Origin of the sequence: Streptomyces sp. ISL-11 (assembly GCF_018614525.1) — a bacterium.
Taxonomy (GTDB): Bacteria; Actinomycetota; Actinomycetes; order Streptomycetales; family Streptomycetaceae; genus Streptomyces.
The window spans coordinates 41293-56708 of sequence record NZ_JAGGOL010000042.1 but is presented as its reverse complement, the minus strand read 5'-3'; the positions used below and the strand labels follow the sequence as shown (position 1 = coordinate 56708).

Here is a 15416-nt window from a genome sequence, read left to right as displayed (position 1 = left end):
GGCCGCGCCGGCCCCGGCCGCCGCGCCCGCCGCCGCCCCGAAGGCCGCCGCCGTCGAGGCGTCGCCGCTGCGCGGCCAGACGGTCAAGATGACCCGCATGCGCAAGGTCATCGGCGAGAACATGATGAAGGCCCTGCACGGCCAGGCGCAGCTGACCTCCGTGGTCGAGGTGGACATCACCAAGATCATGCGGATGCGCAACAAGGCCAAGGACGCCTTCGCGGCGCGTGAGGGCGTCAAGCTCTCCCCGATGCCGTTCTTCGTCAAGGCCGCCGTCCAGGCGCTGAAGGCCCACCCGGTCGTCAACGCCCGGATCAACGACGAAGAGGGCACCATCACCTACTTCGACTCCGAGAACGTCGGCATCGCCGTCGACTCGGAGAAGGGCCTGATGACCCCGGTCATCAAGGGTGCGGGTGACCTCAACATCGCGGGCATCTCCAAGAAGACCGCGGAGCTCGCGGGCAAGGTCCGCTCGGGCAAGATCAGCCCGGACGACCTGGCCGGCGCGACCTTCACGATCAGCAACACCGGCTCGCGCGGTGCGCTGTTCGACACGGTCATCGTGCCCCCGAACCAGGTCGGCATCCTGGGCATCGGTGCGACCGTCAAGCGCCCGGTGGTCATCAACCACCCGGAGCTGGGCGAGACCATCGCGGTCCGCGACATGACGTACCTGGCGCTCTCCTACGACCACCGTCTGGTGGACGGCGCCGACGCGGCCCGCTACCTGACCACGGTCAAGCAGCTGCTGGAGGCCGCCGAGTTCGAGGCCGAGCTCGGTCTCTGAGCCTCTCCCTCGTGAGGCGGCACGCCTTCAAGGGCGCGGCCCCGGTCCCGTATCCGTACGGGCCGGGGCCGCGCCCTTTGCCCGTCCCCGCCGCGCCCCGCCCACCGTCCGCCGCACCGGGACGACGACGTCCCGGGCGCGCCCGCTAAGGAGCATCCATCCCATGGCCACACCCGTCGTGCACTCGCTGCGTGAGCAGATCCGCGAGCACATCCTCGAAGGGATCGTGGGCGGGCGCTGGCAGCCGGGCGAGCGGATCGTGGAGCGGCGGATCGCCACGGAGCTGGCGGTGAGCCAGACGCCGGTGCGCGAGGCGCTGCGCGAGCTGGAGTCGCTGCGGCTGATCGAGTCCTCGCCCAACAAGGGCGTACGGGTCCGCGAGCTGACCGCCACGGACCTCAAGGAGAGCTACCCCGTACGGGCCGGCCTGGAGCAGGTGGCCGCCGAGCTGGCCGCGCCCGCCCTCGCCGAGGACGTCTCGGCGCTGGAGCCGGAGGTGACCGCGCTGTACGCGGCCGACCGGGCCGGCGACGGGGAGGCGCAGGCCCGGCACACGGTGGCCTTCCACCGCGAGATCGTCAAGGCGGCCGGCAACGCGGTGCTGCTGCACACCTGGGAGTCGCTGGGCATCGAGGTGTGGACGGCGCTGTCGATCCGCTGGCTGAGCCCGGAACCCCGCGCCTACGCGGAGGACCACGCGGAGATCGTGGCGGCCTTCGCACGGCGCGATCCGCACATCGGCGAGCTGCTGAGGACCCACGTGCTGAGCTGCGCGCCAAGAGTGTGAGCCGGAAGGATTGATCGATCATCGATCAAAGGCGTATCGTCGGTGCGGAGCCGCGTCCGCACCGCCCTGTCCTGCGACCGGAAGCGGCTCACGGATGACAACAGGAGTCCGTGCGTCTTCCATGCCCTGGCCGGCGCACGGGTCCTGTCGTCGTCGCACCCTGACGCGCCCGCGGTGGTGTCCGTGCCTTCGGCCATGATGGACCCATGCGCGCGGCCCGGCTGATCACCCTGATGCTGCTGCTCCAGTCCCGGACGTCGATGACCGGCGCCGAACTGGCCCGGCGGCTGGAGGTCTCGGAGCGCACGGTCGCCCGGGACGTCCTCGCCCTGTCCGAAGCGGGCGTCCCCGTCTACGCCGACCGTGGCCGCTCCGGCGGTTACCGCCTCGTCGGCGGCTATCGCACCCGTCTTACGGGCCTCGGCCGTACGGAAGCCGAAGCGCTCTTCCTCTCCGGCGTCCCCTCCGCCCTGCGCGAGATGGGCCTGGCCGACGCCGCATCCGCCGCCCGCCTCAAGGTCTCCGCGGCCCTGCTGCCCGAGCTGAGCGACGCCTCCGCGAGCGCGGCCCAGCGCTTCCACCTCGACGCGCCCGGCTGGTGGCAGCCCGCCGACCCGCCCGCACTGCTGCCCGCCGTCGCCGCCGCGGTGTGGGACGACCTCCGGATCACGGCCCGCTACCGACGCCGCGACGCGGAGGCCGAGCGCGAGCTGGAACCGTACGGGCTCGTCCTGAAGGGCGGCGTCTGGTATCTGGCGGCCCGCACCGGCGGGCGGTTCCGCGTCTACCGCGTGGACCGCTTCGCGGCCGTGACCGCCGGGGAGGACCGCTTCGAACGGGAGGAGGCGTTCGACCTGCCGGCCTTCTGGGAGGAGCGGGCGGCCGAATTCGCCCGTTCGATCCTCCGCGAACGGGCCGAGCTGCGCCTCACTCCGGACGGCGTGCGCCGGCTGCCGCACGTGACGGACCGCGCGGCCGCCGCCGAGGCCCTGGCGGCCGCGCCGGACCCCGACGAGGCCGGCCGCGTCACCGTCACGCTGAACGTGGAGTCCCTGGAGGTGGCGTACGAGCAGTTGCTCGCGCTCGGCCCCGAGGCGGAGGTGCTCGGGCCGCCCGGGCTGCGCGAGCGGTTCGCGCGGGCGGCGGCGCGGGGCGCGGCGCTCTACGCGTAGCCGTGCCGGCGCGCTAGGTGGATCTTCGGCCGCCGGCCGCCGACTTTGCCGCCTGCGGCGGCGGGCGCCCTGCGGGCGCGTCCTCAAACTCCCCCAGCTACCGCTGGGAGGTGCCCCCAACGGGCTTGAGGACACCGCCGCGCAGCGGTGGTGCGCACGACACGGCCCGCACCCGCACCCGCACCCGCACCCGCACCCGCTCACATGATCCGCCGAACACCGCCTACCGGTAGTCGTCCGCCGTCGCCCGCTTGTCCCCGAAGACGACGTCCCGGAAGTAGCCGAAGCAGTCCGGGCGGGAGCCGTCGGTGTCCTCGAAGTGGTAGACCTTGGCCAGCTCGCCGCTGGAGAGGGACGTCCCCGTGAAGCGCGCCTTGTCCGGGTCGGCGGCCAGGTGCGCGACGCCCTGGCCGATGAAGGCCGGCGACTCCGCGATCGCGAAGTGCGGGCTCTTCTCGATCGCGTCCCGCCAGGTGGCCTCGGTGACCCCGAAGTGGTCGAGCATCGCCTCCGAGCGCAGGAAGCCGGGGGTGACCGACACGGCCGTCCCGCCGTACTCCTTCAGCTCCTCCGAGAGACCGAGCGCCATCCGGATCGGAGCGTTCTTGGCGAGGTCGAAGAAGAGGTTGCCGCGGTAGGTCCGGTTGAACTCGGCCGTCCCGTCGGTCACCTCCACCACCAGCCCCCCGGGCCGCTCGATCAGCAGCGGCAGCGCGTAGTGGCTGGTGATCGCGTGGGCGTCGACGGACAGCCGCAGCATGCGCAGGCCCTTGTCGAGGTCCACCTCCCACACCTTGGTGTCGAACTCGATCAGGTGGTCCCCGCCCCAGACGTCGTTGACGAGCACGTCGAGCCGGCCCTGTTCCGCCCTGATCCGCTCGACGAGCGCCTTCACCTGCTCCCGCTCCAGATGGTCGGTCGGGACGGCGATGCCCGTGCCGCCCGCCGCCGTCACCAGCTCGGCGGTCTCCTCGATCGTCTCCCCGCGCCCGACCTCGCTCCGGTGCGCCCGGGTGCTGCGGCCCGTCGCGTAGACGGTCGCGCCAGCGGACCCCAGCGCCACGGCCATGGCCCGGCCCGCGCCACGCGTCGCGCCCGCGACCAACGCCACCTTCCCCGACAGCCGCCCCGCCAGTGCGCTCCGTGTGTCACCCACGTCGTCGTCCCCTTCGCTCGTACACCTGCGGATCCGTCTCGCCGGCGGATCCGGTACCGGTGACCCTGCCACCCAAACCCGACACCTCCTGTCCGGTTTTACGGGCGTCGTGCCCCTTCTTTCCCCCTTCCCCGGGGTACCCCCGATCCGCCGGGATCCCTTTCCGGCGACGCACCGGTAACGAGACGGCCGCATCCGGTCCGCTCCGCGTGCGGGGCCAGGTGCTTGGCCTGATGCTGGTGCCGTGATGGACGAGACGGAGTTCTGGGACCTCATCGACAGCACGCGTGACGCGGCCGAGGGCGACGCCGAGGAGCAGGCGGACCTGCTGGTCGAGGCGCTGATGCAGCTCGACCCCGACAGCGTGGTGGACTTCGCCCGGCACTTCGAGGCGCGCTACAACCGCGCGTACCTCTGGGATCTCTGGGGCGCCGCCGCCGTGCTGCTCAACGGCGCGGGCGACGACACCTTCGACTACTTCCGCTGCTGGCTCATCGGACAGGGCCGGGAGGTCTTCGAGGGCGCGATGCACGACCCGGACCACCTCGCCGACCTCCTGGAGGACTTCGACGACGCGGTGGACGGCGACGGGGAGGACCTGGGCTTCGCGGCGGACGAGGCGTACGAGCAGATGACCGGCGCCGAGACGCCCGACCTCGGCCTGCCGAACCCGCCGCGCGAGCCGCAGGGCACGGTGGTCGACCTGGAGGACGAGGAGGCGCTGGCGGAGCGGTTCCCGAGACTGTGGGAGCGGTTCGGCCGGTGACCGCCGGACCGCCGGAGCCCTTCGGCCGGTGACCGTCCGGCCCGATTCCGCGTCGGGTGCGGGCCCGCGGGGCAGGATGGGTGCCATGCGGATCGCGATCACCGGTTCGACCGGGCTCATCGGCACGGCGCTCGTCCACTCCCTGCGGGCCGACGGGCACGAGGTGTACCGCCTCGTCCGGCGCACGCCCCGGGGCCCGCGCGAGGTGTTCTGGGACCCCGAGCGGCAGCGCGTGGACGCGGCCGGGATCGCCGGGTGCGAGGGCGTGGTGCACCTGGCGGGCGCCGGCGTGGGCGACCACCGCTGGACCGACGCCTACAAGAAGCGCATCCGCGACAGCCGGGTGCTCGGCACCGCCGCGCTCGCCGAGGCCCTGGCCTCCCTCGACACCCCGCCGCGCGTGCTCGTCAGCGGGAGCGGCATCGGCCTCTACGGGGACACCGGCGGCCGGGAGGTCGACGAGGGCGCCCCGCCCGGGGACGGCTTCCTCGGGGACCTGTGCCAGGAGTGGGAGGAGGCGACGGCTCCCGCGGCCGAGGCGGGCGTACGGACCGTCCTCGCGCGCACCGGCCTGGTCGTGGCCCGCGGCGGGGACTGGGGCAAGCTGTTGCGGCTCTTCCGGCTCGGACTCGGCGGGCGGATCGGCGACGGACGGCAGTACTGGAGCTTCATCGCCCTCGGCGACCATGTCGCGGCCCTGCGGCACCTCCTGGAAACCGACGGACCGTCCGGCCCGGTGAACCTCACGGCGCCCCATCCGGCCACCAACCGCGAGGTGACCGCGGCCATGGGGCGCGTACTGCACCGGCCGACGCTCCTGACCGTCCCCGCGCCCGCGCTCCGCCTCGCCGTGGGCGAGGTGGCCACCGATCTGCTGCGCAGCCAGCGCGTGGTGCCCCGGCGGCTGTTGGACTCCGGCTTCTCCTTCGCCCATCCGCACATCGAGAGCGCCGTACGCGCGGCGCTGACGGACCCGTGGTGAACGCCGTCCGTGCACCGGTCCGCCGCCCGTGCGACCGCCGTGCGACCGTGCTCTGTCCGTGCGCGACTGTTATTGACCGATTTTCTCTCTACGGTCGAGTCAATTCGCGCATCGCCGCTGCCCGTTGAGGGCATCAGGCCCCAGAGCGAGCGGACCGATCCCGGGAGGGCACGTGCTCAGCAGCGCACGCGAGACCGCACACGAGACCGACGTCGTCATCGTGGGAGCCGGCCTCGCCGGCCTCTCGGCGGCACACCGGCTCACCGCCGCCGGGGTAACGGTCACCGTCCTGGAGGCCGCCCCTTACGTCGGGGGCCGGATGACCACCGACCGGATCGACGGCTTCCGGCTCGACCGCACGGCACAGCTGCTCAACACCGCCTTCCCCGAGCTCCTGCGCACCCCGGGGCTGGGCGGGCTCACCCTGCGGCCCTTCTCCCCCGGGGTACTGGTCCACGCCGACGGCCGCAACCAGCGCGTGGGGGAGCCGCGCGGCACCAAGCGCGCGTTCACCACGGCACGCGCCTTCGCGACCGCCGCCCGCGCCCCACGGCCCGGCGGCCTCGACCAGGCACGCCTGGGCACGGCACTGGCCCGCCTGGCCGCCCTGCCGGCCCACCGGGTGCTCGCCCGGCCCGACCGGCCCACCGCCGACACCCTCACCGGGCGCGGCCTGCCCGCCCGTACGGTCGAGGGCTTCCTGCGCCCCCTGCTGGCGTCACTGCTGTGCGACCCGGACCTCACCACCTCCAGCCGCTGCGCCGACCTCGTCCTGCGCGGCTACGCCCGCGGCCGCCTCTGCCTGCCGGCCGGCGGCGCCGATACGGTCCCGGAGCTGCTGGCGGCCCTGCTGCCGCCCGGCACGGTCCGTACGGGCGTGCACGTCAAGGCGGCCTGCACGACGTCCGTCAGCACCGCCGGGCACGGTGAGATCCGCTGCCGGTCGGTGGTCGTGGCCACCGGTGCCCGCGCCGCCGCCGAACTGATCCCCGGGCTGCGGCTGCCGGACTTCCACCCGGTGACCGTCCTGCACCACACGGCGCCCGAGCCGCCGCTGTGCGACGCCTCGCTGATCATCGCCGCCGGCCGCCGGGGGCCCGTGGCCCACACGATGGTCGCCAGCGAGGTGGACCCCTCCCGGACCCCGGGCGGCCGGGCGCTGATCACCTCGACAGTGCTGGGCGCGGCGGCGGGACTGCCCACCGCCCAGCTCGACCGCGCGGCGCGCGCCCAGCTCGCCCGCGTCTACGGCACGCCCACGACCGGCTGGGACCTGCTGTCCGCCCACCACGACCCGGACGCGGTCCCGGCCATGCCCGCCCCGCACGACGTCCGCCGCCCGGTCCGCCTGCTGTCCGGCCTCTACGTCTGCGGTGACCACCGGGACACGAGCACGGTCCAGGGCGCCCTCTTCTCGGGCCGCCGCGCGGCCCTGGCGGTCCTACGGGACCTGGGCGTCCGCACACCCCAGGAGTCGGAGGAACTGCGGGCGGCCTGACGAGCCCTCAAACGCCGGACGGCCACCGATCAGCCCGTCGGGGGGCACCTCCCAGCGGTAGCGGGGGGAGTTTGAGGACCGGGGTCCGGGGCAGCGCCCCGGACCATGAACCCGCACCCGGCTACAACATCGCCACCTTCTCCCGATAAGCCCGTACGGCCGCGGCATCGCGATACGGCTCCAGCCGCCGCTCGAAGTCCCGCACATACTCCAGCGCCCGCACCGACCGCATCTCCGCGGCCTGCGCCGCCGCCTCCGCCCCCAGGGTGCACGCCTGTTCCAGCTCGCCCAGCCCCAGCCGCGCGGTGGCCAGCACCACCCGGCAGAAGAGCCGGCTGCGGGCGTACGCCTGGCTGCGCAGCTGCAAGGAGCGCTCCGCGTGCTGCGCGGCGGCCCGGTACTGCTGGAGGTCGCGGTGGCAGTGCCCGAACTCGTCCGCCAGCTGGGCCTCGTCGAAGAACCTGGCCCAGTGCGGCACGTCGTCGCCCGGCCGCGAGGTCTCCAGCGCCCGTTCGGCCCGCGCGAGCGACGCCGAGCAGGCGCGCACCTCGCCGAGCACGCCGTGCCCGCGCGCCTCGACCGCGTGGAGCAGCGACTGCACCACCGACGGCGCACCGGAGCCCACGCCCTGCTGGGCCACCCTGGCCAGCTGCACCGCCTCCCGGCCGTGCCCGAGGTACACCGCCTGGCGGCTCATGGTGACCAGGACGTAGCTGCCGTAGGAGCGGTCCCCCGCGGCCTGGGCCAGCCGCAGCGCCTGGACGAAGTAGCGCTGGGCCAGGCCGTGCGCCGTGATGTCGTACGACGTCCAGCCGGCGAGCCGGGTGAGGTCGGCGACGGCCGCGAAGAGCCGGCGTCCGGTGGACTCGCCGTAGGTGCCGCGCAGCATCGGCTCGGCCTCGTGCTCCAGATAGCGCACCAGGGCCTGCCGGGCGTGCCCGCCCCCGTACGCGTGGTCGAGCGTCCGGAACAGCTCCCCCACCGACCGCAGGGCCGCGATGTCGCCCATCGAGACCCGGCCGCCCGGTCCGCGCTCGGCGTGCCGCTGCCGCGGCGGGTGACCCCGCCCCTGCGTGGGCACACGGGTGCCGCCCTCGGCCGGTGGCGGCGCGGCGCCGCGGGCGACGCGCTCGTCGGCCCGGCCGATCAGCCAGTCGCGGCTCGGCACCACCAGCCCGGCCGGGGTGAAGGCGATCTTCCGCAGCTCGGTGTGGCTGCCGGAGTCCTTGCGCCAGAGCCCGCTGACGATGTCAATGGCCTCCTCCGGCGACGCGGCGAATTCCAGCCCGGCGTACACCGGGGCGCACGCGTCGAGCCCGAGGTCCTGCGCGGACAGCCGCCGGCCGAGCCGCCGGGTGAAGACCTCGGCGATCAGCGCCGGTGTCGTGCCGCGCGGCTGCTGCCCGCGCAGCCATCGGGTGACGGAGGTCTTGTCGTAGCGCAGGTCGAGGCCGTGCTCCAGCCCTAACTGATCGACGCGCCGAGCCAGCCCTGCGTTGGAGAAGCCCGCCTCCGCGATGAGCGCGGCTAGCTGACGGTTGGGGATGCGCTGCGGGGGTCGTTCCGTCATCAGCCTGCCGGTCTCCCTGATCGCGTTCTGGAACGGCGTGAATTTAGCGCCGGCCAACGCCCTGATCGCTCCCTTCGCCCCGCATTCATCCGATCGTGTGAGGACAGATCAAATACGCATGGAAGGCCAGAGGAGTCGACCGGCCGCCTGCGGGAACGTCAGTGCGCCGCCGTACAGTGGCAGAGGCGCGGCTCCTGGGTCGGGAATCGCGCGAGAAGCACCGGAATGTGCACCACATGGTTCGAATAGGTTCGAAGAGGAGCTGCCGTGAGTGAGCTGCGCTTTGTCCACCTGGGCTTCGGGACGGACGCCGTCGAGTATCAGGAGGCATGGCAGGAGCAGCGGCGGGTCCACGCGGACCGGTTCGCGGACGGGATCCCGGACACCTGCCTGCTGCTGGAGCACCCGGCGGTTTACACCGCCGGGCGGCGCACGGAGGACAGCGAGCGCCCCCTGGACGGCACCCCGGTCGTCGACGTGGACCGCGGCGGGAAGATCACCTGGCACGGCCCGGGCCAGCTGGTCGGCTATCCGATCCTCAAGCTGCCGCGCCCGGTCGACGTGATCGCGCACGTACGGCGCCTGGAGGAGGCCCTGATCCTCGCCTGCGCCGACTTCGGCCTGGAGACCACCCGCGTCGAGGGCCGCAGCGGCGTGTGGGTGCTGGGCGACCCCGTCGCGGACCGCCCGGCGGTCGGCGGACTGAACCTGGACTTCGACCCGCGGCTGACGGACGAGGAGTTCGACCCCCGGCTCAACGGCCCGGAGTACGCCCCGTCCAACGCCGGCCAGCGCCGCGAGGACCGCAAGCTCGCCGCCATCGGCATCCGGATCGCCAAGGGCGTGACCATGCACGGCTTCGCGCTGAACTGTGATCCGGACAACACCTGGTTCGACCGGATCGTGCCGTGCGGCATCCGCGACGCGGGGGTGACCTCCCTCTCCAACGAACTGGGCCGGCGGGTTCCGGTGACCGAGGTCGTACCGGTGCTGGAGAAGCGCCTGCGGGAGGTCCTGGAGTCGGCCGAACCGCTGCCGAGAGCGGTGTAGCCCGGGAATGGGCCCCACCCGGCGCGGGTTGTCCAACCCGTAACCACCGAACGTAAACACGTACGAATTAACGGGCGTACCCTGGTGTTCGCCGAAGAATCGAAGTCGAGGGAGCCGGACGTGTCCGCTGTCGCACCCGACGGACGCAAGATGTTGCGCTTGGAGGTCCGGAACGCCCAGACCCCCATCGAGCGCAAGCCCGAGTGGATCAAGACCCGGGCGAAGATGGGCCCCGAGTACACCGAGCTCCAGGGTTTGGTGAAGCGCGAGGGCCTGCACACCGTCTGTCAGGAGGCGGGCTGTCCCAACATCTACGAATGCTGGGAAGACCGCGAGGCGACGTTCCTCATCGGCGGCGACCAGTGCACCCGGCGCTGCGACTTCTGCCAGATCGACACCGGCAAGCCGCAGGCGCTGGACCGCGACGAGCCGCGCCGCGTGGGCGAGTCCGTTGTCACGATGGACCTGAACTACGCCACCATCACCGGCGTCGCCCGTGACGACCTGGAGGACGGCGGTGCCTGGCTGTACGCCGAGACCGTGCGCCAGATCCACCTCCAGACCGCCGGGCGCGAGGCCGGCCGCACCAAGGTGGAGCTGCTCGCCCCCGACTTCAACGCGGTCCCCGCGCTGCTCGACGAGGTCTTCGCCTCCCGCCCGGAGGTCTTCGCGCACAACGTCGAGACGGTCCCGCGGATCTTCAAGCGGATCCGCCCCGGCTTCCGCTACGAGCGTTCGCTGGAGGTCATCACCAAGGCCCGCGAGGCCGGCCTGGTGACCAAGTCCAACCTGATCCTCGGCATGGGCGAGACCCGCGAGGAGATCAGTGAGGCCCTGCGCGACCTGCACGGCGCCGGCTGCGACCTGATCACCATCACCCAGTACCTGCGCCCGTCCGTGCGGCACCACCCGGTGGAGCGCTGGGTGAAGCCGCAGGAGTTCGTGGAGCTGAAGCAGGAGGCGGACGAGATCGGCTACGCCGGCGTCATGTCCGGCCCGCTGGTCCGCTCCTCGTACCGCGCCGGCCGGCTGCACCAGCAGGCGATCGAGCGCCGCGAGGCGGCGGCCTCGGCCCAGGCGATCTGAGGCCCGGTCCCGGATTCCTACGACGCGGCCCGTACCGGCCCGCCTTCACGGCGGGCACGGTACGGGCCGCGTCAACGTTTCATAGGTGTTTGACCAAGAGGTCATCCATTGGTAACACCGTTCAGTGACGATGGAAGCACGCACCGCAGCAGTACATCGGTCACACCGCACCGCCAGCCCCCCGCTGTCCTGTCACCACTTCCGCTCCCGAGGGGACCACGACATGCAGGCCGCGCCGGTTCGCGCCTCTTCCGCTCCGCCCTCCGCCCTGCCCACCACGCTCTCCGTACGGCCTCCGTCCGTCACGGGTGCCCTGCGGGCCCTGGAGGGGCTCATCATGCGCGGTGGCCAGCGCACCGCCCGCCGGAACGCCTGGACGGCGGTGCTGGAGGACCGGCGCCGGGCGAAGGACCGGCGCGAGGCGCAGCACGTGCTGGAGGCCGTGGCCGCCCCCGGTCCGCGGGCGACGTAAACTTCGCCCTATGGCGAGGAAGGAAACATCCGAGAACCCCGGGCGACTGAAGCAGATCGCCCTGACCTACAAGATGACCAAGAAGGTCGACTCGAAGGTCGGTCTTGTCGTCGCGACTGTGGGAATCGTCACCTTCGGTGTCCTCCTCGCGATCGGCTTCTGGATCGACCACCCGGTCTACCTGGGCATCCTGGGCTTCCTGCTGGCCTTCCTCGCGATGGCGATCGTGTTCGGCAAGCGCGCCGAGCGGGCCGCCTTCGGGCAGCTCGAAGGCCAGCCGGGAGCCGCCGCGGCGGTCCTTGACCAGGTCGGCCGCGGCTGGACGACGACACCGGCGGTGGCGATGAACCGCAGCCAGGACGTCGTGCACCGGGCTGTCGGCAAGGCCGGCATCGTGCTCGTCGGCGAGGGCAACCCCAACCGGGTCAAGGCCCTGCTCGCGGCCGAGAAGAAGCGCATGGCGCGCATCGTCGCGGACGTGCCGGTGCACGACATCGTCGTGGGCGACGGCGAGGGCCAGGTGCCGGTCAGGAAGCTGCGCACGACCCTGCTCAAGCTCCCGCGCGTGCTGCCGGGCGCCCAGGTGACGGCGGCCAACGACCGACTGCGGGCGCTGGGCGACCTGATGAGCAATATGCCCATCCCTAAGGGGCCAGTTCCCGGGCGTGGTCTTCGCGGTCAGAGGCCGCGAGGATGACACCCGGCCTCACCTCTCCCGTCATGTGCATGGGCGGGAGAGGGTGAAGCCGGGCCGCCGGAGTACCCCCACGACCCTCCAGAACACCCAACACGCGGTCCCAGCGCCCTGATGCACTCCAGCGCTTCCAGTGCCCGGTAAGGCCCGCAGAGCCGTACTCGGCATCCAACGCCGGCCACGCGGCTCCAGTACGGGCCTTCTTCAAGAAGGCTTCAAGCACAGTTCTGGGCGCCAGCCCTCCCTGCTGCCGGGGCACGACTCCCCCGCCGGGGAACTTCTCCACCTCCATCACGAGATCCCATGCGTGGTCGCAGAGCTCCGGGACCAGCCGCTCATTAGCGCGGAACCAGTTCCCGATCGGGCACGCCAGTCAACGGTGCATGGGGGGCGGTGGCCCGGTCAGCTCGATCTTGATGTTGAGAAGCCCAAGGAACTCTTCCCGCTGCTCAGCAGATAGATCTTCGAGCCGCTTGTGGGCCATCTGTGCCAGAGCCTGAAGGTCCTTGGCCCGCTGGTCCGCCCGCTCTACCTCTTGCTGCCATGCCTCAACTTCCGACCGGGCCTTCTCCAACTCGTCGAGCTCATCCTCTAGCGGCTTGATCGCCTTGGCGACGGCGGCCTCCGCGTCCTTCGGGGAGAGCCCTCGACGCGTTGCCTTCTTCGCAGCGACAGCCATCATGATGTCGACCGTGTCGTTCTGCTCGGCGATCTTCTGGTCGAGCTCGGCCAGCCGGGACGCGTAGTCCACCTTCTGCCCGCCCGCGTGGCCTACCCACTCGGCCGCCATGGCCTTGAGCTTCGCGGTGTCTCCCAAGAGGTCGCAGACGTTTTCCCAGGCCCATGCTTCGACGCCCTTGGCGTCGAGCTGCGAGCAGGAGCAGGTGGGTGCTCCCGCGTAGGCTTCTCTCTTGCCCGTACACACGTAGTGGGGTGCTTCCTTGGCCGGCCCGCTTCCGACGTAGTGCTTGCCGCAGAGGCTCTTGATGCGGCCAGACAGCGTGTAGATGCGTCCCGCTGAAGCAGGGCCACGGCCGGCCTTCACCGTGGCACGTCGTAGCTCTGCGACCTCTTCTACGGTGAAGATCGGGTCCAGCTTGATGATCGTGGATTCGCCCCAGACGGGGGTTCCGTCAGGCCGTAGCTGCGCGTTCTTGGGGTTGCGGAAGATGTACTGGGCGCTCAGCAGGTTCTCGTCCGTCAGGCGGGAACGGATGTTGGCCATGCTCCAGGGCCTGCCGGACCGGGTGACGAAGCTTTCAGCATTGAGGTGGAGGGCAACTTTGCGCCAGTTGCCCTTCACCCGGACGGCGATGTTTCGGGCCGCGCGAAGGACCGGCGCTTCGTGCATGGTGGTGCACGGGTCGGTGCGAGTGCAGGTCTCGCCGCCGTCGCAGTCGTCGATGACGAGGCGCTGCTCGCCCTTCTTCCCTCGGTTCTCAATGCGGTAGCCATAGCGGGCCTGCCCTCCGGGGAAGCCGCCCATCTCTGCCTTCTCCTGGATCCCGCCCTGGGTCCGCTTGCGGATGCGAGCAAGCTCCTTGAAGGCTTCATTGGCCTTCTCGCGCATCCGGGCTTCGCCGTCTTCGGTCGTGTTGTCGATGTCTTCATCAACGACGGCGACGAAGATCTTGAGGTCTTGCAGCTTCCAGACCCATTCCCAGAACACTCGGTTCTTGCGACCGATGGCTCGGGTCTCGTAGACCACGACGACGTCGAACGGGCGTGGGGTCTGTACGGCAAGGGCCATGATCTTGGTGGCGCCTTCGCGCTCCTGCCAGGGGAGCGTGCCGGATTCGCCCTCGTCCTTGAAGGTGTCGACGTGGGTCCAGCCCTTGCCGGTGATGTGCGCCGCAGTCCTCTTGCCGGTGTACGCGATGCCGTAGCCCTTGGTCTGATCCTCGGTGGATACCCGCAGGTAATCCACTGCCCTCAGCGTGAGGGTCAGGGTCAGAGCCCGAGCTGTGATGTCGATCGCGGATGTGACAGGCTTACTCATGTCAGTCCTCCAAGACTGGCCAGACCCCGGGGTGTTGGCGCACCGCCGGGGTCACCCATGCGATCATGCGACATTACGCCGTCGAGGCGGGGCGCAAACAGAATCTCCAGCATTCGACGGTGTGCGGCTAGGCGGCCCGGTAGCATTCCAAGTCACACGTGGTTGGGTGCCAACTTGGGCTGGCGCTTTCCCTGTTGGGTTCATGCCAGCAACCGACCGAGGTCCCATCGGCTTTCCGCCGTCCGGGTTCAATGCGTTGGGCTGCTTAGAGTCGGTCAGCACTTCGGTCTTCAGGCTCGGCATCGCCTTCCAAGGCGAACCCGCCCGGCCGCATTTCCTTCACCGCGAGTTCGCGAGGACGCGCGGGCACCCGGAGAAACACTCCACGAGGTACAGCCCCACAGTGGCTGACCTGAACGCGTCATCGGCGGGATGAATAGAACCAGTGTGCGGCTTTATGGGGCATCATCGCCCTGCGCCGCTTGCCTCCGGGTGCAGGTGCTTGAGCCCGGGATCACGGCGTTGATCGCAGGCTCCTTGATCACGGACCGAGAGGCAGTACAGCGCGCGAGGCTCCGCCCCGAAGGGTGAGGGCCTCGTTTTCTTCCACACTCACTCGGCCGCGCGGTGCTGCGTGTGCAGCCGCACGAGAGGGGTCGGCTCGGCCATACACATCCCAAGTTTTATGTTTCCGCAGGTCAGCGAACTGTAGGAGCAAGGGCCCGATACCCAAGGACATGCCGGTGCCGAAGGGGCGCTGAGGCGCGTACGACCACACGAGGGCGGGGCGGAACCGAGAGGTTCCGCCCCGCCCTCTTACGTGCTTACGTCGCGGGGCTCAGATCCGCACCTGAACGGCGCGGGCGAGCTTGTCGTGGAGCCCTCGGGTGTCGCGGTCCCAGATGACGGCGGGGATGACGACCACCAGGAGTACGCTGCGCAGTAGGACGCGCGGCAGCGTGAGCCGCCTGCCGCCCTCACCGACGACCCGCAGGCCGAGGAGGCGCTTCCCGGGCGTGCAGCCGACCGTACCGACGGTGATCACACTGAGTACGAAGAAGATCAGCAGGGCCCAGTTGCCCGCCTGCTGGGGCTTGCCGTCCGCCAGAAGGGCGTAGGCGATGAGCATGCACAGCGCCCAGTCGATGAAGACCGCACCGAAGCGCCGCCCGAGCGGCGCGACCGAGCCCGGCCCGCTCTCCGGCAGCCCGAGGCGCTCACCCCGGTACCCGAAGTCGACGCCCATCTCCTCGGCGGCCGCGCGCGGGCCGGAGAGCCATGAGCCGATTGCTTGCCTGTTGTCCACCCGTCCACGGTACTGCGACCGCATACGTTCCCTATGGCCCGGGTCGGGCCCACGGCGTTTCGGCCCGATGCGGGCCGCGCCCCGGTTA

General features: G+C 71.3%; 14 protein-coding genes. 10 read left to right on the top strand and 4 right to left on the bottom strand.

The genetic code is table 11. The features are described 5' to 3' along the window. The 3 genes from J7E86_RS11475 to J7E86_RS11465 all read left to right on the top strand — a co-directional run. Positions 1 to 790 (top strand): 2-oxo acid dehydrogenase subunit E2 (locus J7E86_RS11475; RefSeq protein WP_215081486.1); only part of this gene is annotated, 790 nt, incomplete at its 5' end. A 163-nt stretch (positions 791 to 953) separates the two neighbouring features. Further along, positions 954 to 1577, top strand: a complete 624-nt coding sequence (locus J7E86_RS11470; protein ID WP_215081485.1) for a GntR family transcriptional regulator — start codon at positions 954 to 956, stop codon at positions 1575 to 1577. Positions 1578 to 1783: 206 nt separating this feature from the next. Continuing rightward, positions 1784 to 2749, top strand: coding sequence for a YafY family protein (locus tag J7E86_RS11465; protein ID WP_215081484.1), 966 nt, complete (start codon positions 1784 to 1786; stop codon positions 2747 to 2749). Between the two features lie 223 nt (positions 2750 to 2972). Here J7E86_RS11465 and J7E86_RS11460 read toward each other — a convergent pair whose 3' ends face one another. Beyond that, the gene (locus J7E86_RS11460) at positions 2973 to 3905 is read right to left on the bottom strand and encodes an SDR family oxidoreductase (RefSeq protein ID WP_308312558.1); all 933 of its coding nucleotides are present in this window, start codon (positions 3903 to 3905) and stop codon (positions 2973 to 2975) included. A 247-nt stretch (positions 3906 to 4152) separates the two neighbouring features. On the opposite strand from J7E86_RS11460, the gene J7E86_RS11455 reads away from it, so the two are divergent. From J7E86_RS11455 to J7E86_RS11445, 3 genes are all read left to right on the top strand, one after another. Then, entirely contained in the window at positions 4153 to 4671 is a 519-nt protein-coding gene (locus J7E86_RS11455) for a DUF4240 domain-containing protein (RefSeq protein ID WP_215081488.1), read from the top strand. 76 nt (positions 4672 to 4747) lie between these two features. Next, positions 4748 to 5653 carry a TIGR01777 family oxidoreductase gene (locus J7E86_RS11450; RefSeq protein WP_215081482.1) on the top strand — a complete coding sequence of 302 codons (906 nt, stop codon included), beginning with the start codon at positions 4748 to 4750 and terminating at the stop codon, positions 5651 to 5653. Positions 5654 to 5825: 172 nt separating this feature from the next. Next, positions 5826 to 7151, top strand: a complete 1326-nt coding sequence (locus tag J7E86_RS11445; protein ID WP_215081481.1) for an NAD(P)/FAD-dependent oxidoreductase — start codon at positions 5826 to 5828, stop codon at positions 7149 to 7151. A gap of 121 nt (positions 7152 to 7272) precedes the next feature. Here the strand turns inward: J7E86_RS11445 and J7E86_RS11440 are convergent, their stop codons facing one another. Then, on the bottom strand, positions 7273 to 8721 hold the full coding sequence (locus tag J7E86_RS11440) for a regulator (RefSeq protein ID WP_215081480.1): 1449 nt from the start codon (positions 8719 to 8721) through the stop codon (positions 7273 to 7275). Between the two features lie 267 nt (positions 8722 to 8988). Here J7E86_RS11440 and lipB point away from each other — a divergent pair, with 267 nt between their 5' ends. From lipB to J7E86_RS11420, 4 genes are all read left to right on the top strand, one after another. After that, on the top strand, positions 8989 to 9771 hold the full coding sequence (gene lipB, locus J7E86_RS11435) for a lipoyl(octanoyl) transferase LipB (protein ID WP_215081479.1): 783 nt from the start codon (positions 8989 to 8991) through the stop codon (positions 9769 to 9771). 120 nt (positions 9772 to 9891) lie between these two features. Further along, positions 9892 to 10857, top strand: coding sequence for a lipoyl synthase (lipA, locus tag J7E86_RS11430; protein ID WP_215081478.1), 966 nt, complete (start codon positions 9892 to 9894; stop codon positions 10855 to 10857). A gap of 223 nt (positions 10858 to 11080) precedes the next feature. Further along, positions 11081 to 11329 carry a hypothetical protein gene (locus J7E86_RS11425; RefSeq protein WP_215081477.1) on the top strand — a complete coding sequence of 83 codons (249 nt, stop codon included), beginning with the start codon at positions 11081 to 11083 and terminating at the stop codon, positions 11327 to 11329. A gap of 10 nt (positions 11330 to 11339) precedes the next feature. Then, positions 11340 to 12026: a DUF4191 domain-containing protein gene (locus J7E86_RS11420; protein WP_215081476.1), complete on the top strand. Its 687-nt coding sequence runs from the start codon at positions 11340 to 11342 to the stop codon at positions 12024 to 12026. A 370-nt stretch (positions 12027 to 12396) separates the two neighbouring features. Here the strand turns inward: J7E86_RS11420 and J7E86_RS11415 are convergent, their stop codons facing one another. Both J7E86_RS11415 and J7E86_RS11410 read right to left on the bottom strand, forming a co-directional pair. Further along, positions 12397 to 14022 carry a recombinase family protein gene (locus J7E86_RS11415; protein WP_215081475.1) on the bottom strand — a complete coding sequence of 542 codons (1626 nt, stop codon included), beginning with the start codon at positions 14020 to 14022 and terminating at the stop codon, positions 12397 to 12399. A gap of 838 nt (positions 14023 to 14860) precedes the next feature. Beyond that, complete coding sequence (locus tag J7E86_RS11410) at positions 14861 to 15328, bottom strand: RDD family protein (protein ID WP_215081474.1); 468 nt, start codon at positions 15326 to 15328, stop codon at positions 14861 to 14863. Positions 15329 to 15416 lie beyond the last annotated feature (88 nt).